22 protein-coding genes and 5 tRNA genes are annotated in these 25,890 nt (G+C 61.8%); 14 read left to right on the top strand and 13 right to left on the bottom strand.

The annotated features are described in order from the left end of the window. Positions 1-17 precede the first annotated feature (17 nt). The 9 genes from ACYQ12_RS04635 to ccoN form a co-directional block, all read right to left on the bottom strand. Positions 18-767: a sulfite exporter TauE/SafE family protein gene (locus ACYQ12_RS04635; protein ID WP_459868417.1), complete on the bottom strand. Its 750-nt coding sequence runs from the start codon at positions 765-767 to the stop codon at positions 18-20. Continuing rightward, complete coding sequence (gene ccoS / locus ACYQ12_RS04640) at positions 767-1,045, bottom strand: cbb3-type cytochrome oxidase assembly protein CcoS (protein ID WP_459868420.1); 279 nt, start codon at positions 1,043-1,045, stop codon at positions 767-769. Before ccoS ends, ACYQ12_RS04635 begins: the two co-directional genes overlap by 1 nt. Beyond that, on the bottom strand, positions 1,042-3,498 hold the full coding sequence (locus tag ACYQ12_RS04645) for a heavy metal translocating P-type ATPase (protein WP_459868423.1): 2,457 nt from the start codon (positions 3,496-3,498) through the stop codon (positions 1,042-1,044). Before ACYQ12_RS04645 ends, ccoS begins: the two co-directional genes overlap by 4 nt. 26 nt (positions 3,499-3,524) lie before the next feature. Continuing rightward, complete coding sequence (locus ACYQ12_RS04650) at positions 3,525-4,037, bottom strand: FixH family protein (RefSeq protein ID WP_459868426.1); 513 nt, start codon at positions 4,035-4,037, stop codon at positions 3,525-3,527. Between the two features lie 2 nt (positions 4,038-4,039). Next, positions 4,040-5,470 (bottom strand): cytochrome c oxidase accessory protein CcoG, encoded by a 1,431-nt coding sequence (gene ccoG, locus ACYQ12_RS04655; RefSeq protein WP_459868429.1) that lies wholly within the window; start codon positions 5,468-5,470, stop codon positions 4,040-4,042. A 322-nt stretch (positions 5,471-5,792) separates the two neighbouring features. Continuing rightward, the gene (ccoP, locus tag ACYQ12_RS04660; RefSeq protein WP_459868432.1) at positions 5,793-6,716 is read right to left on the bottom strand and encodes a cytochrome-c oxidase, cbb3-type subunit III; all 924 of its coding nucleotides are present in this window, start codon (positions 6,714-6,716) and stop codon (positions 5,793-5,795) included. Beyond that, positions 6,713-6,931, bottom strand: coding sequence for a cbb3-type cytochrome oxidase subunit 3 (locus ACYQ12_RS04665; protein ID WP_459868435.1), 219 nt, complete (start codon positions 6,929-6,931; stop codon positions 6,713-6,715). The genes ccoP and ACYQ12_RS04665 overlap by 4 nt, the downstream gene beginning before the upstream one ends. Before the next feature lie 3 nt (positions 6,932-6,934). Further along, positions 6,935-7,543 carry a cytochrome-c oxidase, cbb3-type subunit II gene (ccoO, locus tag ACYQ12_RS04670; protein ID WP_459868437.1) on the bottom strand — a complete coding sequence of 203 codons (609 nt, stop codon included), beginning with the start codon at positions 7,541-7,543 and terminating at the stop codon, positions 6,935-6,937. Positions 7,544-7,565: 22 nt separating this feature from the next. Continuing rightward, positions 7,566-8,990, bottom strand: coding sequence for a cytochrome-c oxidase, cbb3-type subunit I (ccoN, locus tag ACYQ12_RS04675; RefSeq protein ID WP_459868441.1), 1,425 nt, complete (start codon positions 8,988-8,990; stop codon positions 7,566-7,568). 178 nt (positions 8,991-9,168) lie between these two features. On the opposite strand from ccoN, the gene ACYQ12_RS04680 reads away from it, so the two are divergent. From ACYQ12_RS04680 to ACYQ12_RS04730, 11 genes are all read left to right on the top strand, one after another. After that, positions 9,169-9,885, top strand: coding sequence for an alpha/beta family hydrolase (locus ACYQ12_RS04680; RefSeq protein ID WP_459868444.1), 717 nt, complete (start codon positions 9,169-9,171; stop codon positions 9,883-9,885). Between the two features lie 77 nt (positions 9,886-9,962). Further along, positions 9,963-10,038, top strand: a tRNA-Val gene (locus ACYQ12_RS04685). A gap of 52 nt (positions 10,039-10,090) precedes the next feature. After that, positions 10,091-10,167, top strand: a tRNA-Asp gene (locus ACYQ12_RS04690). A 57-nt stretch (positions 10,168-10,224) separates the two neighbouring features. Further along, positions 10,225-10,301 (top strand) — tRNA-Asp (locus tag ACYQ12_RS04695). A gap of 34 nt (positions 10,302-10,335) precedes the next feature. Continuing rightward, positions 10,336-10,411 (top strand) — tRNA-Val (locus ACYQ12_RS04700). Between the two features lie 3 nt (positions 10,412-10,414). Next, positions 10,415-10,491, top strand: a tRNA-Asp gene (locus ACYQ12_RS04705). 159 nt (positions 10,492-10,650) lie between these two features. Continuing rightward, positions 10,651-12,708, top strand: a complete 2,058-nt coding sequence (locus ACYQ12_RS04710) for an FAD-dependent oxidoreductase (RefSeq protein ID WP_459868447.1) — start codon at positions 10,651-10,653, stop codon at positions 12,706-12,708. Positions 12,709-12,877: 169 nt separating this feature from the next. After that, a complete protein-coding gene (locus ACYQ12_RS04715; protein ID WP_459868450.1) occupies positions 12,878-13,927 on the top strand; it encodes a threonine aldolase family protein in 1,050 nt (349 codons plus the stop codon). Positions 13,928-14,241: 314 nt separating this feature from the next. After that, positions 14,242-16,164, top strand: coding sequence for a PrkA family serine protein kinase (locus tag ACYQ12_RS04720; RefSeq protein WP_459868453.1), 1,923 nt, complete (start codon positions 14,242-14,244; stop codon positions 16,162-16,164). 138 nt (positions 16,165-16,302) lie between these two features. Then, complete coding sequence (locus tag ACYQ12_RS04725) at positions 16,303-17,586, top strand: YeaH/YhbH family protein (protein ID WP_459868456.1); 1,284 nt, start codon at positions 16,303-16,305, stop codon at positions 17,584-17,586. A 41-nt stretch (positions 17,587-17,627) separates the two neighbouring features. Then, the gene (locus tag ACYQ12_RS04730; protein ID WP_459868459.1) at positions 17,628-19,175 is read left to right on the top strand and encodes a SpoVR family protein; all 1,548 of its coding nucleotides are present in this window, start codon (positions 17,628-17,630) and stop codon (positions 19,173-19,175) included. Between the two features lie 86 nt (positions 19,176-19,261). Here the strand turns inward: ACYQ12_RS04730 and ACYQ12_RS04735 are convergent, their stop codons facing one another. Then, positions 19,262-19,576: a high-potential iron-sulfur protein gene (locus ACYQ12_RS04735; RefSeq protein WP_459868462.1), complete on the bottom strand. Its 315-nt coding sequence runs from the start codon at positions 19,574-19,576 to the stop codon at positions 19,262-19,264. Positions 19,577-19,842: 266 nt separating this feature from the next. Between ACYQ12_RS04735 and ACYQ12_RS04740 the strand changes: the two genes are divergently transcribed. The 3 genes from ACYQ12_RS04740 to ACYQ12_RS04750 all read left to right on the top strand — a co-directional run bounded on the left by ACYQ12_RS04740 (position 19,843) and on the right by ACYQ12_RS04750 (position 21,745). Beyond that, a complete protein-coding gene (locus ACYQ12_RS04740; protein WP_459868465.1) occupies positions 19,843-20,319 on the top strand; it encodes a methylated-DNA--[protein]-cysteine S-methyltransferase in 477 nt (158 codons plus the stop codon). Between the two features lie 69 nt (positions 20,320-20,388). Continuing rightward, complete coding sequence (locus ACYQ12_RS04745; RefSeq protein ID WP_459868468.1) at positions 20,389-20,664, top strand: Lrp/AsnC family transcriptional regulator; 276 nt, start codon at positions 20,389-20,391, stop codon at positions 20,662-20,664. Between the two features lie 229 nt (positions 20,665-20,893). Next, positions 20,894-21,745, top strand: a complete 852-nt coding sequence (locus ACYQ12_RS04750; RefSeq protein WP_459868472.1) for a DNA/RNA non-specific endonuclease — start codon at positions 20,894-20,896, stop codon at positions 21,743-21,745. 20 nt (positions 21,746-21,765) lie between these two features. Here ACYQ12_RS04750 and ACYQ12_RS04755 read toward each other — a convergent pair whose 3' ends face one another. From ACYQ12_RS04755 to ACYQ12_RS04765, 3 genes are all read right to left on the bottom strand, one after another. Further along, the gene (locus ACYQ12_RS04755) at positions 21,766-22,737 is read right to left on the bottom strand and encodes an alpha/beta hydrolase (RefSeq protein ID WP_459868475.1); all 972 of its coding nucleotides are present in this window, start codon (positions 22,735-22,737) and stop codon (positions 21,766-21,768) included. Positions 22,738-22,844: 107 nt separating this feature from the next. Further along, entirely contained in the window at positions 22,845-24,992 is a 2,148-nt protein-coding gene (locus ACYQ12_RS04760) for an acetate--CoA ligase family protein (protein ID WP_459868478.1), read from the bottom strand. A 24-nt stretch (positions 24,993-25,016) separates the two neighbouring features. Beyond that, the gene (locus ACYQ12_RS04765; RefSeq protein WP_459868481.1) at positions 25,017-25,856 is read right to left on the bottom strand and encodes a p-hydroxycinnamoyl CoA hydratase/lyase; all 840 of its coding nucleotides are present in this window, start codon (positions 25,854-25,856) and stop codon (positions 25,017-25,019) included. Between the last annotated feature and the right edge of the window lie 34 nt (positions 25,857-25,890).

A 25,890-nucleotide genomic window follows, 5' to 3' on the forward strand; every position in this document is an offset into this window, starting at 1 on the left:
AGGGTGACTGACGTGGATCAATGCCCATGGACGTGCTGACTCTCCTGGGACATGTCATGGACGGCGGAAGCGTGCATGTTGCCTGGCCATAGATGCCAGAGCTGCCAAGTCGCAAAGAGAATGATCAGCACCGCCGCCAGGGTGCGTGTCGCCGGGTGCCGGATCAAGGCACTCATCTGGCGTGCCGCGACGCCGGTGACCAGCAGGGCCGGCAAGGTGCCCAGACCGAAGGCGGCCATCATGGCCGCGGCGAGTGGCGGGTCGGCCTCGGCCAGACTCCAGGCGAGCATCGAATAGACCAGGCCGCAGGGCAGCCAGCCCCAGACAGCACCCAGCGCCATGGCCTGAGGGATCCTGACGACCGGCATCAGGCGGCGACCGAGAGGCTCGATACGTTTCCAGAAACGTCGCCCCAGCGCCTCGACCCGCAGCAGCCCCTTCCACCAGTCGGCGATATAGAGCGCCATCAGGATCAGCATGACCGCCGCCAGAACGCGCAGGATCAGGGCGATGCCATCCAGGGCATGGCCCAGCAGGCTGCCGAACAGGGCGACCAGCGCACCGGCGACCACGTAACTGGCGATACGGCCCAGGTTGTAGCCCAGCAGCAGGCCGCCGAGACGTGCCGGGTGGCGCATGCTGGGAGGAACGGCAAAGGTCAGAGCGCTCATGATACCGCCGCACATGCCGATGCAGTGAGCGCCGCCAAGCAGGCCGAAGACGAAGGCTGCCGCTAGGGGCGGCAGTGCCAGGCCGGTCGGGTCCATCAGTGGCGTTCCGTCTCGTGAGCGTCCTGATCTTTCGCCGGGGCGGTCGTGGCGCGATCATCGGCACTGTCTGCATGATCGGAGGCATCAGTACGAGTCTGTGCTGCTCGCCGGCGGCGCTGCTCGGGCGTCAGATCGTTCTCGTCCTCGAACAGGATACGATGGGCAGGCCCTTCCAGGTCATCGAACTGGCCCGACTTCACGGCCCAGAAGAAAGTCCATACCGCCAAGCCGAGCAGGACCAGTGAAAGAGGAATCAGCAGATAGAGAATGTTCATGCGGTCGGTTCCGGAGAGGCCGCCTCGGGTGAAGGCATTCGCACCCGGTTGAGGCGCAGGGCATTGGCGATCACGATCAGCGAACTGATGGACATCCCCAGCGCCGCGGCCCAGGGCGGCACGAGACCCATGGCGGCCAGAGGAAGCGCACAGAGGTTGTAGACAAGCGCCCAGACCAGGTTCTGACGAATCAACTGACGTGTCATGCGAGCCAGCTTGATGGCCTCCACGATACGCCACAGGCGGGGGCTCATCAACACGGCATCGGCGTTGGTCCGGGCGAGGTCGGTGGCACCGTTCATGGCGATAGCGACATCGGCGCCGGCCAGCACGGGAACGTCGTTGATCCCATCACCGACCATGACGACGGTTTCCCCCGCTTCCTGCAATGCCCTGATGCGAGCCAGCTTGTCTTCGGGGCTGGCTCCCGCCGTCCAGTGGTCTATACCGAGCGCTGCCGCCAGCGTAGCGACGGCACTGGAGCTGTCGCCCGAGAGCAGTTCCACCTCGAGCCCCGCCGCCTGAAGCGCGCTGACCGTAGGTGCGGCATCCTCACGCAGGCCATCGGCGAGCTCGAACCATGCCAGCGGAACCTCTCCGCGCGCCAGGAGTAGCCACTGTCCCTCTCCCGGTGTGGTGGGAGGCGTGCCGTCAACGGCGAAGTCCGGACGTCCAAGCCGGTAGCGTTGACCATCGATCGTGCCCTCGAGCCCTTGGCCGGGTGTGCTGGTCACCTGCTGCGCGCGTACCCCCGGGACCCGATATTCGCGAAAGGCGCGTGCGATGGGGTGCTCCGAGTGCGCCTCTAGTGCGGCAGCCAACGCCCGTGAGTGAGCCACGGTGAGGGCCGGTTCGATAGGTCGGGTGTCACGCAGTGTCATGTGGCCGGACGTCAGGGTGCCCGTCTTGTCGAAGATGACTCGGGTCGCCTGGGTCAGCGTCTCGATTGCGTGGGCCCGGGTGATCAGCACGCCCCGACGGCGCAACTGGCCATGGCTGGCGGTGAGGGCGGTGGGGGTGGCCAGAGCCAGGGCGCAGGGACAGGTCACGACCAGTACCGATAGCGTGACCCAGAGTACCCGCGAGGGGTCGATAAAGGCCCAGACGACGGCCACGCCGACCGTGGCAACCAACAGCCGCAGCACGAAGTGGTGGGCCATGCGCGAGGCCATTTCGGCGATCTTGGGGCGGCTGGCGAAGGCGCGGTCGGTGAGGTCGAGAATGCTCGAGACCCGCGCGTCGCGTCCGGCGCGGGTGACGCGAATCACCAGCGGGCTTTCCACGTTCAGGCTGCTGCCGGTGACGGCATCGCCTACCTGGCGGACCACGGGCAAGAACTCGCCGGTTAGCGTCGACTCATCGAGGCTCGATTGTCCGGATTCGATGATGCCGTCCGCTGGTACGCTCTGGCCGGGGCGTACCAGAACGCGATCGCCGGCGGTCAGCGCGCTGGCCGGCAGGATCTGCTCGTTGTCCTGATCGTCGAGACGCACCGCGCTGGAAGGCAGCAGGCCCGACAATGCATTGCCGCTGTGGCCGTTGCGGCGGCGTGCACGCATCTCCACGTAACGGCCGAACAGCAGAAAGAAGGTGAACATGGTCACCGAGTCGAAATAGGTATCGCCCGCGCCGGCCACCACGGCGAAGGTGCTCGCTGCGTAGGCACCGAGAATGGCGATGGAGACCGGCACATCCATGCCGAGCTGACGGGTGCGGATATCGCGTAGGGCGTTCTTGAAGAAAGGCACTGCGGAAAACAGCACGACGGGAGTCGTCAGAGCGAACGATAGCCAATGGAACAGGCGCGTGAAGTTCTCGCTGATATCCTCCGGGGCGGAGACATACAGGGGAATGGAGAACATCATGACTTGCATCATGCCGATGGCGGCGACGATCAGGCGGCGCACGGCCTGACGTTCCTCGCGATGCAGTTTCTGCTGGGCGAGGTCGGGTTCGTAGGGCTGTGCAGGGTAGCCGATGGCGGAAAGCTCGGCCAGGATACGCGAGAACTTGAGGCGTTGCGGGTCCCAGGCGACCCGAACGCGATGATGACTCAGGTTGACGGCGCTGGAGGTCACACCATCGAGAGCGTTGAGGCGGTGCTCGATCAGCCAGGCACAGGCAGCGCAGGTGATACCGTCGACAGCCAGCGTGGCATTGAGAAGGCCTTCATCGTCCTCGGCATGAACGAATGCCCGCTGTAGATTCGGATCGTCGAAGACTGCCCAGGTTTCGGCCTTCGCGGCCTGTCGATCGTCGGGCCGCTCCGGCAGCTCGGTACGGAAGCGATAATAGCTTTCCAGGCCACCGTCCACGATGGCATGGGCCACGGCTTCGCAGCCAGGACAGCACAGCGGGTATTGCTGATCGTCCAGACGGATATGCCAGGACGCGCCGGCAGGCACCGGCGCGCCACAATGATAACAGGCGGTCCGTGCTTCGGACGATGCCATGGAAGTATCGAGATTGCCTTGGGCCATCACGTACCGCTGCTCGATGCGCTCAGACGCACCGGGGCCTCCAGAGGGAAGTGGGCTTCGCCGTTAAGACGCCACGCGGGGTCGCCTTCCTGCGTCACCGGCTGCAGCTGCACGTACCAGCGATAGTTCAGTTTCTGCGGCAACTGGCCCACGTAGTGCCCGTCACGTACGCGTTGCAGCGAGATGCTCTGGTCCTGTCTCCCTTGAGAGGGAAAGATGAGGTTCAGCTTGAGTTGCTCGGGACGTTCGTCACCTTCCAGTTCGATGACAACGTCACCGGTGAGGTTGTCGACGCTCAGCGTGGCGGCCATGTTGAGTTCGGCAGCGTGCTGCTCTTGATCGAGAACCTCATTGATGGCCAGGCCCTTCTTGTAATAGTTGTCCTCGACCAACCCGTCATAGCTGGTAATGGACAGTACCAGGAAGGTCGTACCCATGGCGATGGACATCGCCAGAATGGCAAGCAGGAACCAGGGCCAGAACTCTTTGTACCAGGGGCGTGAGTGTTGCATGGTTATCTCCTGGCCTGCCCCAGGAAGCGCGCTTCCTTGTCCAGGGCAATGGTCGAATCGTCTTGTGCCGCGATACGAATCGTGACGGCATGGCTGGGGGCGGTGAGCGAGTCGCTCGGCACGGCCAGTTGCACGGGCAGGGTCCTGCTGGAACTGGCATCGATGGTGATGGTGTCGTTTCCGATCAGGTGCAACCCTTCCAGACCCTGAGCCGAGATTTCATATCGATGCGCCTGCTTGTCCAGGTTGCGGATGCTCAGCGTGTAGGAGTTACTCATTTCGCCGTCTTGCGTCATGTTGAAGAGCTGGTTGCGGTCGCGTTCGACATCGACGTCGAGCGGCAGTCGGTCGCTGACGGTATAGGCAAACACGCCGATCATGGCGAGCAGCGCCACCATGTAGCCGATCAGTCGTGGGCGCAGGATGTGTGTCTTGCCACCCTGCAGGGCGTGCTCGGTCGTGTAACGGATCAGGCCTCGCGGGTAGTTCATCTTGTCCATGACGCTATCGCAGGCGTCGATGCAGGCGGCGCAGGTGATGCATTCGTACTGTAGGCCGTTGCGGATGTCGATCCCCGTGGGGCAGACCTGCACACAAAGACCGCAATCGATACAGTCGCCCAGCCCCTGGGTACGTGGATCGACGCTTTTCTTGCGAGCACCACGTGCCTCGCCACGGGCTTCATCGTAGGACACGATCAGGGTGTCCTTGTCGAACATGACGGCCTGGAAACGGGCGTAGGGGCACATGTAGATGCACACCTGTTCACGCAGCCAGCCGGCGTTGAGATAGGTGAAGAGAGTGAAGAAGCCCACCCAGAACAGTGCCCAGCCGCCCACGTCCAGAGTGGCGAAATCCGCGACCAGACCGTGTATCGGCGTGAAGTAGCCGACGAAGGTGAGGCCGGTGGCGAAGGCAATCAACAGCCACAATGCATGTTTGGCCCCTTTGCGGACGGCCTTTTCCTTGTTCATCGGCTGCTTGTCGAGCTTCATGCGCTTGTTGCGCGAGCCCTCGGTGATGTGTTCGACCCAGATATACAGCCAGGTCCATACGCTCTGCGGGCAGGTGTAACCGCACCACACGCGTCCGGCGAACACGGTAATCAGGAACAGACCGAAGGCGCAGATGATCAGCAACCACGACAGCAGCATGAAATCCTGCGGGTAGAAGGTGGCACCGAAGATATGGAACTCCCTCGAGGGCAGGTCGAACCATACCGCCTGACGCCCATCCCACTGCAGCCAGACGGTACCGAAATACAGTGCCATCAGAGCCCAGTTGGCGTAGCGGCGAATGTGCTGAAAAAACCCTTGGATCTGGCGGACATAGAGATGGCGACGTCTGGCATACATTTCCTGCGTCGCCTGGGTGGGATCGTGGGTGCCGACTTTGCCATTCGGTGTCACGTCCTGAAGCGGAATCTTATTCATCGCTGGCCACCAATTGTGTCATTTATTCCGGTCTTGCCGCCGGGACCCGATGAAGGGTCTTCTTGGTGAATTCTTCTGTACGGCAGGCTGCCGATTGCCCGTCATACGGGGTCTGGTTGATCTGTCGCGCTTTGCCTGGAGAGACTTCCAGGCGAGGCCAGAGGCGGGCATTGGACAAGAGGAGGCAATGCCTGAAACCGAGACTCTTTGTCACGTCCTGGTGAAAGGTATCCGGAAGAGCGGCGGGGAGCCGAAGCATATTCTAACCGGCATGGCGGTACTGAAGAGGCGGGTGCGACGCCAGGCCGCACCCGAGACCGTCTCAGTGAGACAGGCTATAGACATAGGCTGAGACGAGGTGAACCTTGTCCTCGCCGATATACGCAGCCTGGGCCGGCATGTGGCCGTTACGACCGTTGCGCAGGGTTTCCATGACGGAATCCATCGTGTCCTGGCCGGGACGACGGTATAGCCAGACAGTGTCGGTCAGGTCCGCGGAGCCGATCGCCGGGTTACCCTTGCCGTCTGGTCCGTGACAGGCCACGCAGGCGGAGTTGAAGATCGCTTCGCCCTCGCTGGCCCGCGCGGCGTCGTGTTCTTCGCCGGACAGGCTCAGGACGTAGTTGGCCACGTTGCGCAGGTTCTCCTCGCCCAATTGTTGCCATGAGGGCATCAGACCGTTGCGTCCTTCGGCGATACTGACGGTGATGGCTTCAGGCGTGCCGCCATAGAGCCAGTCGTTGTCGGTATGGTCCGGAAAGCCGTAGCCGCCCTTGGCGTTGGAGCCGTGGCATACCGCACAGTTGTTGAGATAGATGCGCTCGGCGACCCGCATGGCATCTTCGTCCTGGGCCAGTTGGGGAATGGGAATTTCCTGATACTGGGTAAAGATCGGCGCGTACTGCTCCTGTGCGTAGTCGATCTCGGCTTGCCACTGACTCTCCTGAGTCCAGCCCAGCAGGCCTTTGAAGTTGCCCAGCCCGGGAAACAGGAGCAGATAGCCCAGGGCGAAGATGATGGTGCCCATAAACAGCAGGAACCACCAGCGCGGTAACGGGTTGTCGAACTCGTCGATGCCATCGGCGCTATGTCCGGTAGTTTCGACTTCGCCGTTGGCATTGGGTTGCTTGTCGGTCTTGCGGTTGGCGAACAGTATCCACCAACAGAAGATGATCGTGCCCAGGGTGATGACGATGATCCAGGCGCTCCAGAAGCTGGAGAGGGAGTCACCCCAAAGATTACTCATGTGTTCTTGTCTCCCCTGTCATGTCGGGAATTGGCCCTGTTTTTCGAATCTGTAGGGTCACGCTCATGTGCCGGAGTGTCTTCATCGGCGAATGGAAGATTCTTCGCTTCGTCGAAGTCTCTCTTGCGACGCTTCGAGTAGGCCCAGAACACCACGCCGAGAAAGGCGATCAGAATCAGCAGGGTCGTGATGCCTCGAAAGGTTCCGATATCCATGATTCAGCGTGTGTCCTTGAGTACCGTGCCCAGTTGCTGCAGATAGGCCACCACGGCGGCGATTTCCTGCTGGCCGCGGACGGCCTGGGTGGCGCCGGCAATGTCTTCCTCGGTGTAAGGCACACCCAGCCCTTTCAGAGCGCGCATCTTGTCCGGCGTATCCTGCCCATCCAGCGTATTTTCGAACAGCCAGGGGTAGTTCGGCATCTTGGATTCGGGGACGACGTCTCGCGGGTTGTACAGGTGAGCGCGATGCCAGTCATCGCTGTAGCGCCCGCCGACACGTGCCAGGTCAGGCCCGGTACGCTTGGAACCCCACAGGAAGGGGTGATCGTAGACGAACTCGCCGGCTACGCTGTAATGCCCGTAGCGTTCGGTCTCGGAGCGGAAAGGGCGGATCATCTGCGAATGACAGTTGTTGCATCCTTCGCGGATATAGATATCGCGGCCCTCGAGTTCCAGCGCGCTCAAGGGGCGCAGCCCCTCGACCGGCTGTGTGGTTTCCTTCTGAAAGAACAGTGGCACGATCTCGACCAGGCCGCCGAAGCTGATCACGACCAGGATCAGCACCGCCAGCAGGCCTACGTTCTTCTCGATAATATCGTGTTTCATCGGAGTCAGGTTCCCTGGTAGATCAGGCAGTCTGGGGGACCGGCTTATGTGCTTCTTCGCCGCGTTTTACCGTGAGGTAGACGTTGAGCGCCATCAGCAGCATGCCTGTCAGGAAGAAGCACCCACCGAGCCAGCGAACGATATATCCCGGATGGCTGGCCTCGAGCGCTTCGATGAAGGTGTACATCAGGGTGCCGTCGGCGTTCACTGCCCGCCACATCAGGCCCTGAAGAATGCCGTTGACCCACATGGCCGAGATGTAGAGGACGGTACCGATGGTTGCCAGCCAGAAGTGCGTGGCGATCAGCTTGGTGGAGTACATGTCGGCACGGTTGAACAGGCGCGGAATCAGGTGATACATCGAGCCGATGGTGATCATGGCGACCCAGCCCAATGCCCCGGCATGCACGTGACCGATCGTCCAGTCGGTGTAATGCGACAGAGCGTTGACCGTCTTGACCGCCATCATCGGGCCTTCGAAGGTCGACATGCCGTAGAAGGACAGGGCGACGACCAGGAATCGCAGGATCGGGTCGGTACGCAGCTTATGCCAGGCACCGGAGAGCGTCATCATGCCGTTGATCATGCCGCCCCAGCTGGGAGCCAGCAGAATGATCGACATGATCATGCCCAGTGACTGCGCCCAGTCGGGCAGGGCGGTATAGTGCAGGTGGTGCGATCCTGCCCACATGTAAGTCGTTATCAGTGCCCAGAAATGCACGATGGACAGGCGGTAGGAGTAGATGGGGCGTTCGGCCTGCTTGGGAACGAAGTAATACATCATGCCCAGGAAGCCCGCTGTCAGCAGGAAGCCGACGGCATTATGACCGTACCACCACTGAGCCATGGCATCGGTGGCACCGGCATAGGCGGAATACGACTTGAAGAGGCTGACCGGAACTTCCGCCGAGTTGACGATGTGCAGCACCGCGACCGTCAGGATGAAAGCGGCATAGAACCAGTTGGCGACATAGATGTGCGAAGTCTTGCGCTTCTTGATGGTTCCCAGGAATACCGCAGCGTAGGCGACCCAGACGATGGTGATCAGAATGTCGATCGGCCATTCCAGCTCGGCATATTCCTTGGAGGTCGTGAATCCCAAGGGAAGCGTGATGGCCGCCAGGACAATGACTGCCTGCCAGCCCCAGAAGACAAAGGCAGCCAACTTGTCGGAGAAGAGCCGTGCCTGACAGGTACGCTGCACGACGTACAGCGAAGTCCCCATCAGTGCGGATCCGCCGAAAGCGAAGATCACTGCGTTAGTGTGCAGGGGGCGTAGACGCCCGAAGCTTGTCCAAGGCAAGCCGAAATTCAGTTCCGGCCAGATCAGCTGCGCAGCAATGAAGACACCTAGGCCCATGCCTACGATGCCCCATACCACGGTCATGATCGCGAACTGCCGAACTACTTTATAATTGTAGGTCGGGTGTTCAAATGCTGTACTCATGTTAGGTTCCCATCGAACGCGGTGTTGGGGGAAGTCCCAGGCGGCAGTGTGCCTTAGGCCTACCGCCTGCATGATGACGTAGATCAAAGTGCAGGACCCGAATTCTAGCGCAGCCGGGGGGTAACCTGAACAAGCGTGCTCAGGCGACTCCTACCAATGGATAGACAGGTGGGTAATGATGAGCCGTGGTCATGAGAGCCGGACGGTCGCTCCCGAAGACTTGAGTGATCTGTTGCGGGAGAATCCCCCTCGTCATGTCCATGTCGAGAATATGGGGTTCCTGGAAATACGCGGTGAAGCTCAGGCAGGCCGTTTGCTGATGGCACATGGTGCCGGAGCTGGGCAGCAATCGGGCTTCATGCGGGGCGTCTGCGAGTCGCTGGCACGCGTCGGCGTTCAGACGCTGGCCTTCGAGTTCCGTTATATGCAGCGAATGCAAGAGGAGTCGCGGCGCCGTCCCCCGCCGAAAATCGACCAGCTGGTGACCGAGATGGCCCGGTGGCGCGATATCGTGACTCATGAGGGCTTGCCCGCTGTATGGCTGGGCGGGAAGTCGATGGGCGGGCGTGTGGCCAGCATCCTGGCGGCGCGAGAAGAAGCGCCGGGCCTGGTGATGTGCGGCTATCCCTTTCATCCGCCGGGCAGGCCCGACAGGACGCGCCTCGACCACTGGCCGATGATTCGCTGCCCTATGCTGGTATTGCAGGGCACTCGGGATCCCTTCGGCAACCGTGAGGATATCGAGAGCTATGAGCTGCCGAAAGCGGCAAAGGTGCATTTTCTCGAAGATGGGGACCATGACTGGAAACCCTGCAAGCGTACCGGGCATACCCAAGATGCCCTGATTGACGAGGCGACGAGCCGCATAGCCGCTTGGATGCGCGCAAGTCGATGAATGCGATGCAAAATACCGAAGGGAAAAGCTGTTGACTTTCATTCGGAGCTCTGTAGAATGCAGCGCCACGTGACCAGGGGTGGTTAGCTCAGTTGGAAGAGCACCAGCCTTACAAGCTGGGGGTCACTGGTTCGAGCCCAGTACCACCCACCACGTCGCTCTGGAGGGTTCAAGCGACTTGGCCTGGAACACGTAGTGAATATGTGGAGCGGTAGTTCAGTCGGTTAGAATGCCGGCCTGTCACGCCGGAGGTCGCGGGTTCGAGTCCCGTCCGCTCCGCCATTTTCACGAGATCGGGATGTTCGTCAAAGGTTGTGCATACACCTGCGGCGTCAGTATGGAGCGGTAGTTCAGTCGGTTAGAATGCCGGCCTGTCACGCCGGAGGTCGCGGGTTCGAGTCCCGTCCGCTCCGCCATCATCCTGAACATTGCAGTAAGCATGACCGATATGGGTGGTTAGCTCAGTTGGAAGAGCACCAGCCTTACAAGCTGGGGGTCACTGGTTCGAGCCCAGTACCACCCACCATGCGGAGCGGTAGTTCAGTCGGTTAGAATGCCGGCCTGTCACGCCGGAGGTCGCGGGTTCGAGTCCCGTCCGCTCCGCCATTCGGTTGCTGATGAAAACCCCGAGAATCTTCTTGGGGTTTTGTCGTTTCAGGATCTGTATCCCTCTTCTTCGCTTCGCCTCCTGCGCACGCATATTCCGTTATTCCGTTGGTACCCTGCACCTTGGTCGAGATTGTGTCTCGTGCGCTCTTCGCTACAATGTTCATACACTTGTTTGAATTGCGTCCAGGCGAGGCTTCGACCGTGACCCATTATCCGCACCTGTTCCGAGCGCTGGAGCTCGGTCCTTTGACGCTCAAGAATCGTATCCTCATGGGATCGATGCATACCAATCTGGAGGAAGCACCCCACGGGTTCGCCAGGCTGGCCGCCTTTTACCGTGAGCGGGCAAGGGCGGGTGTCGGCTTGATCGTGACCGGAGGAATTGCTCCCAACCCCGAGGGCGCGGTCTTCCAGAGCGCCGCCAAGCTGACGACAGCCGAAGAGAGCGAGCGCCACCGCCCGATCACCGAAGCCGTTCATGCCGAGCAGGGCCGAATCTGCATGCAGATCCTGCATGCCGGACGTTATGCCTATTCTCCCGAACTGGTCGCGCCCTCCGCCATTCAGGCACCTATCAATCCCTTCATGCCTCGCGCGTTGTCCTCCTCGGAGGTCGAACAGCAGATCGCCGATTATGTGAGCTGCGCGCAACTGGCTCGCGATGCCGGCTATGACGGGGTCGAAGTGATGGGCTCGGAGGGGTATCTGATCAATCAGTTCATCTGCCCGCGTACCAATCATCGTGACGATGACTGGGGGGGCGACTTTGCGCGCCGGATTCGCTTCCCGGTCGAGATCGTCCGGCGTATTCGAGAGACCTTGGGCAAGGATTTCCTGATCATCTTCCGCCTGTCGATGATCGATCTGGTCGAGGAGGGTAGTAGCTGGGAGGAGATCGTGGCCTTGGGCAAGGCCATCGAGGCGGCCGGAGCCGATCTGATCAACACGGGTATCGGTTGGCACGAGGCCCGTGTGCCCACCATCGTGACCAGTGTGCCAAGGGCCGTGTTTACCGAGGTCACCCGCAGGTTGAAGGCGGAGCTGAAGGTGCCGCTGATCACCACCAACCGCATCAATATGCCCGATGTGGCGGAGCGGGTGCTGGCGCAGGGGCATGCCGACATGGTATCCATGGCCCGGCCCTTTCTTGCCGATCCGCAGTGGACATTGAAGGCCATGGAAGGGCGGGCCGAAGAGATCAACACCTGTATCGCCTGCAATCAGGCATGTCTCGATCACACCTTCCAGGGCAAGCTGACGTCCTGCCTGGTCAATCCGCTGGCCTGCCATGAGACTGAACTGGTCATTGCGCCGGCTGAAACGCCACGCACCGTTGCCGTGGTAGGTGGTGGGCCGGCAGGGCTGGCCTGCGCCCTTACCGCTGCCCAGAGGGGGCATCGGGTCACGCTTTTCGAGCGCCAGGGAGAGATTGGCGGGCAGTTCAATTTTGCGCGCCGCATTCCCGGCAAGGAAGAGTTCGACGAAACGATCCGTTATTTTCAGGTCATGCTCGACAAGAGCGGCGTCGAGTTGCGTCTCAATAGTGCAGCGGACGTCCGGACCTTGAGCGGTTTCGATGCAGTCGTCCTGGCTACGGGGGTTCGGCCCCGCGAACTGTCGTTGCCCGGCATCGATCATCCCAAGGCGGTGAGTTACCCGATGGCGATCATGCACCCCGAGCGGATCGGCAGGCGGGTGGCGATTATCGGGGCGGGAGGAATCGGCTTCGATGTGGCGGAGTTGCTGACCCATGTCGGGCATCCCTCTCTGGACGCCGAGGCCTGGTGTGAGGAATGGGGCGTCGACCTGGCGGTCGGCGAGCGGGGGGGCATGAAACCGCCGCGCCGGCCGGCTACGCCGCGCGAGGTGGTGATGCTGCAGCGCAAGACCTCGAAGCCCGGCAAGAGCCTGGGCAAGACCACCGGCTGGGTGCACCGGGCTTCGCTCAAGCAGCGCGGGGTCAAGATCCTGACGGGGTGCGAGTACCAGCGCATCGATGATGAGGGATTGCATGTGAGCGTCGATGGCGACATGAGACGGATCGAGGTTGATCATGTGGTGATCTGCGCCGGTCAGGAGTCGGTGGTGGAGCTCGTGGCACCGCTGAAATCCGCCGGTATTGACGTGCATGTGATCGGGGGCGCCTTCGAGGCGGCCGAGCTGGATGCCAAGCAGGCCATTGGCCAGGGAACCCGCCTGGCGGCCGAGCTGTGAAACTGCACATTGGGAGAGCCGTCCCGGCTTGGGGTACCGGTACGATACGCTGATGTTAGACTGAAACGATGTCTATCATGCCGTTCCGGTGCGGTCAGGTGAATATCGGCCATGCCGGCGTGGCGTCGTTTCAGTCCTCTCTCCCGGACTTCATTGAAGGATTCAAGGCATGGCCTCCGACTGTACACCTCGCTTTCTGGTCAGTGACAACACCTCGGGCATCTGCCCCGAAGCGCTTGAATATCTAATCAGGGCCAATGCGTGTGATGACCTGGCTTACGGCAACGATGTCTGGACCCACCGGGCGGCCGATCGCTTTCGTGAACTGTTCGATTACGATTGCGACGTTTTCTTCGTCTTCAACGGTACGGCGGCCAATTCGCTGGCCCTGGCCTCCATGGGCCAGAGCTACCACAGCGTGATCTGTCATGAGCTGGCGCACATCGAAACCGACGAGTGCGGCGGGCCGGAGTTCTTCTCCAACGGCTCGAAGCTGCTGACCTGTTCGGGCAACGAGGGCAAGCTGACCCCGGCGGGCATCGAGCAGCTGGTTACCCGGCGCAGCGACATTCATTATCCCAAGCCCCGGGTGGTCTCGATTACCCAGGCGACCGAGGTGGGGACTGTCTATTCACGGGACGAGTTGCTGGCTATCCGCACCATGGCAGACAAGTACGATCTGCGCCTGCACATGGACGGGGCCCGCTTCGCCAACGCCTGCGTGGCATTGGAGGCCTCGCCGGCGGAGCTGACCTGGCAGGTCGGAGTCGATGCCCTGTGCTTCTCAGGCACCAAGAACGGGCTGCCGGTGGGCGAGGCAATCCTGTTCTTCAATCATGATCTGGCGGAGGATTTTGCCTATCGGTGCAAGCAGGCCGGGCAACTGGCGTCCAAGATGCGCTTCATTGCCGCTCCTTGGCTGGGGCTGCTGGAAACCGGGGCCTGGCGGAGCAACGCCGAGCATGCCAATGCCATGGCACGCTACCTTGTCGATGGGCTGGCCCAGCTGTCCGGTGCCAAGCTGCTGTTTCCCGCCCAGGCCAACAGCGTCTTCGTCAGCTTGCCGGTGGCCGTGATCGAACGCCTGCGCAGCCTCGGTTGGGCGTTCTATACCTTCATCGGTGCCGGCGGAGTGCGTTTCGTATGTGCCTGGAACACGACCACCGAGCTTCTCGATGCTCTGCTTGCCGACATTCGTCAGGCGCTGGCCAGTACTTGATCTTCCTGCCCTGCTGTTGCTCCTCTCGCTGGCCGGCATGATGGCATGCCGGCCGCCTTCTTTAGGTCGTACCCACGAAAAGATGATGTCGGGCTTCGTCCGCCACAACGAAAGTACGAAGTGATCCTGCTCGTTTCAACGAAACAATCGAGGCACGCTGGGTTCTCAGACATAGAGAGGATGCACTGCGTTGAATTCCGAATGTCATGCCTGCCTACGCCAGTCTTCCTTCATCCGTCTATTCTGATGATTAACCAGCCCGGAATCCGGACGACAGTAGTCAGCGACCGGGAGTCGCGATAAGGAGGCTTTCCATGAGCATCTTCGAGCATGTGCAGAACCGCTACGAGCAGGTTCAGCAGGAAGAGATGAGTCTTCAGGAGTATCTGGAGCTCTGTCGTCAGGACTCCGGTGCATACGCTTCGGCAGCTGAACGCATGCTGTCCGCCATCGGCGAGCCGGAGGTCATCGATACGGCCAAGGATCCCCGACTGTCGCGCATTTTTACCAACAAGGTGATTCGGCGTTATCCGGCATTTTCCGAATTCCACGGCATGGAGGAGGCCATCGAGCAGATCGTGGCCTATTTTCGCCACGCTGCGCAGGGATTGGAGGAGCGCAAGCAGATCCTCTATCTGCTGGGGCCGGTAGGGGGCGGCAAGTCCTCATTGGCGGAGCGTCTGAAGCTGCTCATGGAGCGGGTGCCTTTCTATGCGATCAAGGATTCGCCGGTTTACGAGTCGCCGTTGGGGCTGTTTTCTCCCGAAGAGGACGGCGAACTGCTCGAGAAGGAGTACCGCATTCCCCAGCGCTACCTGCGCGCGGTGATGTCGCCCTGGGCGGCCAAGCGACTCAAGGAGTACGGAGGCGATATCTCCAGGTTCCGCGTAGTGCGCCTGCACCCCTCCCGTCTCAACCAGATCGCCATTTCCAAGACCGAGCCGGGCGATGAGAACAATCAGGATATCTCTTCGCTGGTGGGCAAGGTCGATATCCGTCAGCTGGAACTCTACTCGCAGGACGATCCCGACGCTTACAGCTTCTCCGGCGGGTTGTGCAAGGCCAACCAGGGGCTGATGGAATTCGTCGAAATGTTCAAGGCGCCGATCAAGGTCCTGCATCCGCTGCTGACGGCAACGCAGGAGGGCAATTACAACCCCACCGAGGGGATGGGGGCGATTCCCTTCGACGGTATCGTGCTAGCTCACTCCAACGAATCCGAATGGCAGCAGTTTCGCAACAACCGCAACAACGAAGCCTTTCTCGATCGTGTCTATATCGTCAAGGTGCCGTATTGCCTGCGCGTGTCCGAGGAGATCAAGATCTATCAGAAGCTTCTGGAGCACTCCTCGCTCGACCAGGCGCCTTGTGCCCCGGACACCCTGCGCATGCTGGCCAAGTTCACGGTGCTCTCGCGCCTCAAGGAGCCGGAGAATTCGAGTGTCTATTCGAAGATGCGAATCTACGACGGCGAGAATCTCAAGGATACCGATCCGAAGGCCAAGTCGATCCAGGAGTACCGCGACAGTGCGGGGGTCGACGAGGGAATGGACGGGCTGTCGACACGTTTTGCCTTCAAGATTCTCTCCAAGGTCTTCAACTTCGACACCCATGAGATAGCGGCCAATCCGGTGCACCTGCTCTACGTGCTCGAACAGCGTCTCGAGCAGGAGCAACTGCCCAAGGAGACCCACGAGCGTTATCTGCGCTACATCAAGGAGTATCTGGCGCCACGCTACGTGGATTTCATCGGCAAGGAGATCCAGACCGCCTATCTGGAGTCCTACTCCGAATACGGGCAGAACATCTTCGACCGCTACGTGACGTATGCCGACTTCTGGATTCAGGATCAGGAGTATCGCGACCCGGAGACCGGCGAGTTGTTCGACCGGCAATCGCTTAACGAAGAGCTGGAAAAGATCGAGAAGCCGGCAGGCATTTCCAACCCCAAGGACTTTCGCCATGAGGTGGTCAACTTCGTGCTGCGGGCACGCGCCCAGAACAACGGTATGAATCCCAGCTGGCAGTCCTATGAGAAGCTGCGGGGCGTTATCGAGAAAAAGATGTTTGCCAACACGGAGGAGCTGCTTCCCGTCATCTCCTTCAACGCCAAGGCTTCAACCGCGGATCAGCGTAAGCACGAGGACTTCGTGGCACGGATGGTTGATCGCGGCTACACCGAGAAACAGGTCCGTCTGCTTTCGGAGTGGTATCTGCGTGTACGCAAGTCGCAGTAGAGCGGAGCGCACGTCGTCATGAGTTGAGCGGGGTTGCGCGGATATTGCCATCCGGCGGGCTTCGCAGCATCAAGTGCCCCTCCCGGGGCCGAGCGGTCCCGGGAATCCTGCGGTTTGTAACGCGCAGCGGAGGTCAGCATGAGCTATTTCATCGACCGACGGGCCAATGCCCGTCACAAGAGTGCCGTCAATCGCCAACGCTTCCTGCAGCGTTATCGTACCCATATCAAACGTTCCGTGGAGGAGGCGGTCAACCGCCGCTCGATTACCGACATGGAGCGTGGCGAGAAGGTTTCGATTCCCGCCCGGGACATTTCCGAACCGGTGTTTCAGCATGGCCCGGGAGGGCAGCGCACGATCGTCAGTCCGGGAAACAAGGAGTTCACCGAGGGGGATCGGCTGCGGCGCCCCGGTGGCGGTGGGGGAGGCGACGGGGGCGGCGAGGGTAGCGCCTCCAATCAGGGCGAGGGCATGGATGAGTTCGCTTTTACCCTGTCGCGTGAGGAGTTTCTGGATTTCGTCTTCGATGGGCTCGAATTGCCTCATCTCGAGCGCAAGCAGCTCGCCGACGTGGAGGAGGTCAAGCCGGTACGTGCCGGCATCTCGCGCGACGGCATTCCGGCGCGAATCAATATTGTCCGTTCCATGCGCGAGGCCCAGGCCCGACGCATCGCCATGCGCGCGCCCATCCGCCGCGCCCTGCGCGAGGCCGTCGAGGCTCTGGAGGCGGAAGAACGCAAGGATCCCGTGCTGCGAAACCCTTCGCGCATCACGGAACTGAAGGCCGAGATCGCCCGTCTGGAGCGTCGCCTGGAAGCGGTCCCTTTCATCGATACCTACGATCTTCGTTACAACAACCTGGTCAACCAGCCGCAGCCGTCCAACAAGGCGGTGATGTTCTGTGTCATGGACGTCTCGGGTTCCATGACGCAGTCCCACAAGGATATTGCCAAGCGCTTCTTTCTGCTGCTCTACCTGTTTCTGGAGCGCAACTACGAAAAGGTCGAGCTGGTGTTCGTGCGTCATCACACGGCAGCCAAGGAAGTCGATGAGCAGGAGTTCTTCTACTCGAGGGAGACGGGCGGCACGATTGTCTCCAGCGCGCTGACACTGGTCGATAAGATCATCAATGCGCGCTATCCGCCGGGACAGTGGAATCTGTACGTGGCCCAGGCCTCGGACGGTGACAACTGGGATGACGATTCCACGACCTGCCGCGAACTGCTGGCCAAGGCATTGATGCCGCGCCTGCAGTATTACGCTTATGTGGAAATCACGCCGCACGCGCATCAGGCTTTATGGGAAGAGTATGAGACCGTGCAGGCAGAGTATCCCGAACGCTTTGCCATGCAGCAGATCGTTCAAGCGGGGGAGGTTTATCCGGTTTTTCGCGAGCTCTTCCGCAGCCGTGCCCAGGTCTGAACGGACAGCATGCCGCACGGGTCATCCTTCGAGGAGGCTACATGACAACACGAGCGCCGATTGCCCGCGGTTCCGACTGGAACTTCGAGGTGCTAGCCGAGTACGAGCGTGAAATTGCCCGGCTCGCCGACGAGTATCGTCTCGATACCTATCCTAACCAGATCGAAGTCATCACCTCGGAGCAGATGATGGACGCCTACGCCAGCGTAGGCATGCCGGTCGGTTATCATCACTGGTCGTTCGGTAAGCAGTTTCTTTCCGTTGAGCAGGCTTACCGGCGTGGGCAGATGGGGCTCGCTTACGAATTGGTGATCAACTCCGACCCCTGTATCGCCTACCTGATGGAAGAGAACACCCTGATGATGCAGGTGCTGGTCATGGCGCATGCCTGCTATGGCCACAACTCCTTCTTCAAGGGCAATTATCTGTTCCGCACCTGGACCGATGCCTCGGCCATCATCGATTATCTGGTTTTCGCTCGAAAGTACGTGACCGAGTGCGAGGAGCGTCACGGGGTGACGGCAGTCGAACAACTGCTCGATGCCTGCCACGCGCTGCAGAATTATGGCGTCGACCGCTACAAGCGTCCTTCCCCCATCTCGGCCGAAGAGGAGATGCGTCGCCAGCAGGAGCGTGAAGCCTATCTGCAGACGCAGATCAATGCCTTGTGGAGCACGATCCCGACACCGGCCCAAGCCAATGCGGCCGGGGTCGAACATGACGAAGAGGATCCGCTCGGGCTGCACCGCCATGGACGCTATCCTGCCGAGCCGCAGGAGAACCTGCTCTACTTCATCGAGAAGAATGCACCGCTGCTGGAACCCTGGCAGCGGGAAATCGTGAGAATCGTCAGGAAGCTGGCCCAGTATTTCTATCCACAACGCCAGACGCAGGTCATGAATGAAGGGTGGGCCACATTCTGGCATTACACCTTGATGAACCGCATGTATGACGAGGGGCTGGTGGATGAAGGGCTTATGCTGGAGTTCTTGCAGTCGCACACTGCAGTCGTCAACCAGCCCGACTTCGACAGTCCCTACTACAGCGGCATCAATCCCTACACGCTGGGATTCGCGATGTTCTCCGACATCAAGCGGATATGCCAGGCGCCAACCGATGAGGATCGGACATGGTTTCCCGATATGGCCGGCGGCGACTGGCTGGAGACCGTGCACTTCGCCATGCGTAACTTCAAGGATGAATCCTTCATCCAGCAGTTTCTATCGCCCAAGGTGATTCGCGATCTGAAGCTGTTTGCGCTGGTGGACGACGATCGCGACGAGATGCTGACCATTTCCGCCATTCATGACGACCGAGGCTATCAGCGGGTGCGCGAAGCCTTGTCGACGCAATACGCCTTGTCGGTACGCGAGCCGAATATTCAGGTATGGGAGGCGAACGTACGCGGCGACCGCTCCCTGATGCTGCGCCATGTGCAGGATCGCCGGCGTCCGCTGGGCAAGAGCGTCTATCCGGTGATGCGGCACCTGCATCAGCTGTGGGGGTTCCCGGTCAGGCTGGAGTCGATGGAAGAGGAGACGGTGGTGCGGCGTTACCAGTGGCCATTACCCGAGGAGGAGCGGGGCTGACTGGCGACAAGCGACGCATGAAAAACGATGCATGAACAAAACGCATGAGCAAAAAGAGGCGCCGGAAGATATCCGGCGCAACGTTGTCAGGGCTTCTGGGTCCAGGACTGACACCAGCCGCCGGGTTCGACGCTATGCTGGGGAAAGAGCTGGCAACCATGGTTGGCTTCCTTGAAGAACATGCAGTTGGCGCAGTGCTCCCCTTCCTCGTAGGCGGGATGGCCGCTGGCCTGGCTGGCATCCGTAACATAATTCAAGGCTTTGGCCTGCGGGTTGTCGGGGTCGAGCGGCGTCAACTCCTGGGCCAGGGCGCGCTGCGACAGGATACCTGCCCCTAGCGGCAGAGCGGCAAGGCCGAGAAGGCTGTTACGCATGAAATCACGGCGGCTTTGATTGGCCATGGTATCTCCTTGATCATTCATTAATGCACGGTAAGCACCCTGGACCCCTTGGCAACGCCAATTGCCGATCACGCGGTGGTCGCAGGTGAGGCGGTATTCCGCTCTTGTCTCGTTCTGGCAGAGTTCAGCGCTTTTTCGATGAATTATCGTATCGGGAACTCTACACTTTCATCCTACTTTAACAGGAGGCTGCAGGGCGAGATTCCGCCTGGTTGTTGCGGCAATCCGCCGCGCAACGGCGAACCCGCCATCGGGGCGAGAGCATCATGAAATATACGATATTAGAGACAGAACTTGGCAATCTGTTGCTGGCCGGTAATACGCATGGGTTGTGTCATCTGCGCCTGCCCAGGGGAGACGTTCCCGTCGAGCCCGAGGCTGACTGGGAGAGAGACGATGTCTACCTGAGCGAGGCGTGCGATCAGCTATTGGCATACCTTGGCGGACGACGGCGCAGCTTCAGTGTTGCACTGGCCCCGCAGGGCAGCACGTTTCAGAAGGAGGTCTGGGCAGCATTGTTGCGTATACCCTATGGACAGACCTGTACGTACGGGGCGCTGGCCAAGCGGCTGGGTCGTGAGGGAGCGGCACGTGCAATCGGTGCGGCCAATGGCGCCAACCCACTGCCATTGATCATTCCCTGCCACCGAGTGGTATCGTCCCGGGGCATGGGTGGCTATAGCGGTGGCGCCTCTTTCAAGCGCCGTCTGCTACGCCTGGAGAACGCTGCCTTCACAAGCTGATATACTGCGGGCCTTGAGGTGGCGAAGTCTGGCGCTTACAGGCATTGCAGATTCACGGGAGAGAACGGAATGCAGAATGCGGTGATTCTGATCGATGTGGAGAAGGGACAGGTCAGGTCGGTGGCTCAGCGCCTGGCCGGGGTCGAAGGCATCAGCGAAGTCTATTCCACCTGCGGACGTTACGATCTGGTGGCCATCGCGCGTACACGCGACTTCGAGACATTGGCGGAGCTGGTGACGGTACGCTTGATGACCGTGGAGGGAATCCGAGATACCGAGACTCTCAATGCCCTGCAGGTGCATTCGCGTCACGACCTGGAAACCATGTTCTCGGTCGGTCTCTAGCAGGCCGACGGGCTTGGAACCGCTCAAGCGGCGTCCAGACTGGCCGATAGTAATGCCGAGTGATTCGTTTTACGCACAGGAATTCAGGATTGGCAAATTCACGCTGCCTGTTGGTTGCGTACGCTGACTTCGCGTACTCCATGGTCGCGCTCCATTTGATGTCCTTATGAAGGATGTTGGACGCGCTCTGCGTCAAGAGCGCGGGGATGATTCGTAAGGTGCATCAGTGATGATAGCAAGCATTGCATGGCAGGTTCGCCGCCTGATCAGGGCCGGTGGCATTTCGATCGTCTTCGCTCTGGTAGGAAGCGGGCTCTGGTACTGGCAGGAGCGTGACTATCGCGATCAGCTCAGTTGGATGGGCGTCCCGGAGTGGGAAGCGCCGAGCCTGACCACGTTCCAGCGCGTGTTGCGCAACGACGGTTACCTGGTCGGCTGGTCGGACATTCGCATCAGTCCTCTATGGGCCAGTTACTACCTGCATGCCGTAGAGAACCCGCATAGCGCTCCGCGGCCCGATGGCTTCAAGCGAGACTGGCGTTCGCTCTGGCCGGTAACGTCCGATGACTATACGCGCAGCGGCTACGATCGCGGCCATCTGGCGCCCAACTATGCCATCTCGGCAGTGTATGGGCGTCAGGCTCAGTTGCAGACGTTCATGATGACCAACATCACCCCGCAGCGCCCCGACCTCAACCGGCGTCTCTGGCAGCGTCTGGAGGAAGCGGTCATGGACGATTTCGTGCCGCGTTTCGGAGGGCTCTGGGTGGTCACCGGTCCGGTCTTCGGCGATGACTTCTTCCATCGGGTCGGCTTCGTGCAGGTGCCCGAAGCCTTCTACAAGATCCTGGTCGTGCCGGGCAAGACCACGCATGTGTTGGCCTTTCTGGTGCCGCAGAACGTGCGCGGCAACGAACCGCTGGATCGCTTTCTGGTCAGTGTCGACGAAATCGAGGCGCGTACGGGGCTCAACTTCTTCCCGAGATTGCCGGAAGCGGCCGAGCGAATACTGGAAAGCGGCATTCACCGTGAAGGCTGGGGGCTGGAGAAGATCGCCAATCGGCCGGGACGCTACCAGTAAGCGCGGCCGGGCGGACCCTGTCAGACAGCCGTGGCGAGATGCCGACGCAGGAAGCCCGCAGCCTGGTCGAGTGTGCGCGCAGCGGCGGATACTGCGCCAGCCATTTCGATGAAGCCGTGGACCATGCGCGGCACCTCCACATACTCGACCGCTACGCCCGCCGCTTGCAACGCATCGCGATAGTAGCGGCCCTCGTCGAGCAGGGCATCGTACTCGGCGGCTACGATCAGCGCCGGCGGCAGACCGCTGAAGTCGGTGGCGCGCAGCGGTGACACGCGCAGGTCGGTGGTGTCATGGTCGCCAACGAAGGGTTCGGCGAGGGCGTGCATCAGCTCGGTGGTTAGCGGTGGCACGTCACCGTTGCGCTGGCGCGACGGGAAGTCGTCCGAGTCCGGAGTGAGATCGACGCTGGGATAGAATAACACCTGGGCGCACAGCGCCACCTCGCTGCCGCGCAACTGCTGGCACGCCATCGCCGATAGTCCGCCGCCGGCACTGTCGCCCGCCACTGCCAGGCGCGACGCATCCAACCCCAGCGCATCTGCGTGGGCGGCTATCCAGCGGATCGCCGCGAGCACGTCCTCGGGGCCGGCCGGCGCGGGGTATTCGGGAGCCAGCCGATAATCGACGGCGATCACCGCCTCCCCCGAGCCGTGGGCGAGGCGTCGGCAGATCTTGTCGTGACTCTCCAGATCGCCGATCGTCCAGCCGCCACCATGGAGATAGATCGTGGCGGGTTGGGGGGCGCCCCCTGGCGCCTGCGGCTGATACAGACGCAGGGGAATCGGGCCCTGGGGGCCGTCGGCCTCGAGCGCGCGAATCGCGTGCATCGGCTTGGTGTCGCCGCCGAGGAGATTCCCCATCGTGCGATAGACCTCGCGCATCTGCGCGATCGGCAGAGTATCCAGCGGTGGCAGAGATTGGGCGGCCATCTCGCCCAGGACCGCCTGAACCTCGGGGTCGAGGCGGGAGAGATCGAATTGGGGCGGCATCGGTATATCCTCCAGCATGTCCAGCTTTCAACGTGGCTATCGTTCGATTCGCCTATCCGGCGGCAGACTCGTCGGCCATCGCGATCTGCCGCGCCGCCCGGCGGGGCTCAGTCGACCAGCATCAGGGCATCCAGGGCGAGCACGCCCTGGCCCTTGGAATAGACCATGACCGGGTTGAGATCAATCTCGGCGATTCGCGGTTCGGCCTGCATCAGGGCGCCCAGACGTACGACCAGCTCAGCGAGGGCGCGGATATCGCACTCGGGCTTGCCGCGATGGCCTTTCAGCAGCGCCGCGCCATGGAGACGATCCAGTTCGCGCATGACCGCCGGCACCGTGAGATCCGCCGGCAGCAGACGCACGTCGCGCACTACCTCGGCGGTGACGCCGCCGAAGCCGACCAGGATGATCGGCCCCCACTGCGGATCGTGGCGGGCGCCGACGATCATCTCGCAGCCGGGGGGACTCATCCGCTCGATCAGGATGCCGTCGAGGTCGGTGCCCGGCGCGAGGCGGGCCAGGTCGTCGTGCATGCGCTGCCACGCCTGGGCCACGGCCGTATCGCCTTCGACCCCGAGAATCACGCCGCCGACATCGCTCTTGTGGCTCAGCGCCGGCGACTGTGCCTTGAGGGCGACCGCACCCTGCAGGCGTGTGGCGATGGTTCGAGCCTGATCGGGCGAGGTGGCCAGTTCGCCCTCGGCGAAGGGGATGCCGAGCGGTCCCAGCAGGTGCTTTGCCTGGTATTCGGGGATCACGCCTGCGCGCTCGGGCAGCGCCAGCGACAATGACGCGGGCGCCGCGACCTCGAAGTCGCGCTCGGCCAGGTGCCGCAGGCGGGCGAGGGCACGCAGCGCGCGCTCATGGCTGGGAAAGTAGGGCACGCCAAGCGCACGTAGCTCGCTTATGTACTCCTCGGGGATGAGCGCTCCTTCGTCGAGGCCGGCACAGACGACGGGCAACGCCGGCCGATGCTCGCGAACCGCCTGCAGCACCGGCGGCAGCTTGATCCGGCAGGTGACCGGATCGGTCTGGATCAGGCCGATCACCACCGCGCCGAAGCGCTCATCGGCGAACAGTGCCGTCAGCGTACGCTGATAAATGTCCGGGTCGACCAGCCCCTGGGCGGTCAGATCGAGCGGATTGCTCACCTCGACGAAGGTCGGCATGGCCTCGCGCAGTGCCGGCGAGTCCTCGGCGCCGATCTGCGGCAGGGGTAGCTCGAGCGTTTCGCAGAGATCGAGACACAGCGCCTTGAACGCACCGGACTCGCCCAGAATCGCGGTGCCGGCGTTGGGCAGGCGCGGGCAGCGCAGGGCGATTTCGGCGATGTCGCCGAGCTCCTCGAGGGTGTCGGCGAGTACCACGCCGGCACGCTCGACCAGCGCCCGCATCACCGCATAGTCGCCCGCCATGGCACCGGTATGGGTGGCGGCGGAGGCGCGGGCGGCACTGCTCTTGCCCGGATGCAGCAAGATCAGCCGTTTGTTCCGCTCCCTGGCCTGTCGGGCCAGGGCCAGCAGCCGCCGTGGCTGGCGGAACTGCTCGGCGATCATCGCGATCACCGGCGTGCCCGGGTCCTCGAGCAGATACTCGAGATAATCCTCGAGATGGCTGGCGGCCTCGTTGCCGGTCGAAATGGCGTAGGAGAGCGGCAGGTCGCGGCTGGCGATCGTGGTATTGAGCACCGTCATCATCGCGCCACTCTGAGAGAGGATGCCGATCGCCGGATGCTGGCGATGACGCTCGGCCTCGTCGGCGCTGATCGCGACCTCGATGAAGGTCAGCGGCAGGCGCTGGCGGTAGTGGATGCAGCCCAGGCAGTTGGGACCCTCCACCAGCATGCCGGCTCGTGCCGCAATGCGGGCGATCTCGCGCTGCTGTGCCAGCCCTTCCTCGCCGGCCTCGGCGAAGCCGGCGGAGAAGATCACGACCGCCCCGACACGACGCTCGGCCAGCTCGCGAACCGCATCCAGCACGGCTGCTTGGGGAATCGCCAGCAGCGCCACGTCGACGCCTTGCGGCAGTGCCGCGATTTCGTTCAGGCACGGGCGGCCGCCGATCTCGCTGCGCTTGGGATTGATCAGGTAAATGTCGCCGCTGTAGGCGTTGCGCTCCAGATTGCCGAGCACCGAAGCGCCCAGCGCGCCGGGCGTCGCCGAGGCGCCGACGATGGCGATCGAGCGCGGTGTCAGCAGGCGCTTCACCGCGTCCTCGGGCGGACGCGTCGGCGCTGCGTTCGATGAGTCGAACATGGTGGTGACTCCCCTCGGTTGGCGTCAGTCGTCGCGGTGCTGGGAACGGTCGTAGGCGCCCAGGCCGGGCTTGTAGCGCTTCTCGTCGAGAAACTGCTTGAGCCCCTCGTGACGCCCGCTGTCGTCGTGGCTGTTGGCGGCTTCCTGGGCACGCACCAGATAATCCTCGGCGTTGTCGTAGGTCATCTCGCGCACGCGGCGCAGCGCATCCTTGGTCGCCTTCAGGGCAATCTGATTCTTCTCGAGCAGCACCTTGGCGACTTCGGTGACGCGCGTCTCGAGCCGTGCGAGCGGTACGGCCTCGTTGACCAGTCCCCACTCGGCGGCGGTGGCGCCGTCGACCGGTTCGCCGGTCATGGCGTGGTACATCGCGCGGCGGAAGGAGAGCAGTTCCACGGCGACCTTGGAGGCGCCGCCGCCGGGCAGGATGCCCCAGTTGATCTCCGACAGGCCGAACTTGGCTTCCTCGGCGGCGAAGGCCAGATCGCAGGCGAACAGCGGGCCGTAGCCGCCGCCGAAACACCAGCCGTTGATCATGGCAATGGTCGGTTTCTGGTACCAGCGCAGGCGGCGCCACCAGCCATAGCTCTCGCGCTGGGCCTTGCGGGTGCCGGCGAGGCCGTGGGCTTCGGTATCGCGAAAGTACTGCTGCAGGTCCATGCCGGCGGTCCAGGCGCTGCCTTCGCCGGTCAGCACCAGCACGCCGACGTCATCGTGGAATTCCAGTTCGTCGAGGACTTCCAGCATGCGCCGGTTGAGCGCCGGGCTCATGGCATTGCGCTTCTCGGGTCGATTGAACTTCACCCAGGCGATGCCGGCGTCGATGGTGTAGGTGACGGTGTCTTTCTCGTGCTGCGATTCCATGGAAGTACCTCGATATGGCGTCAGATGATGGAAT

This window comes from Halomonas shantousis, from assembly GCF_054654615.1.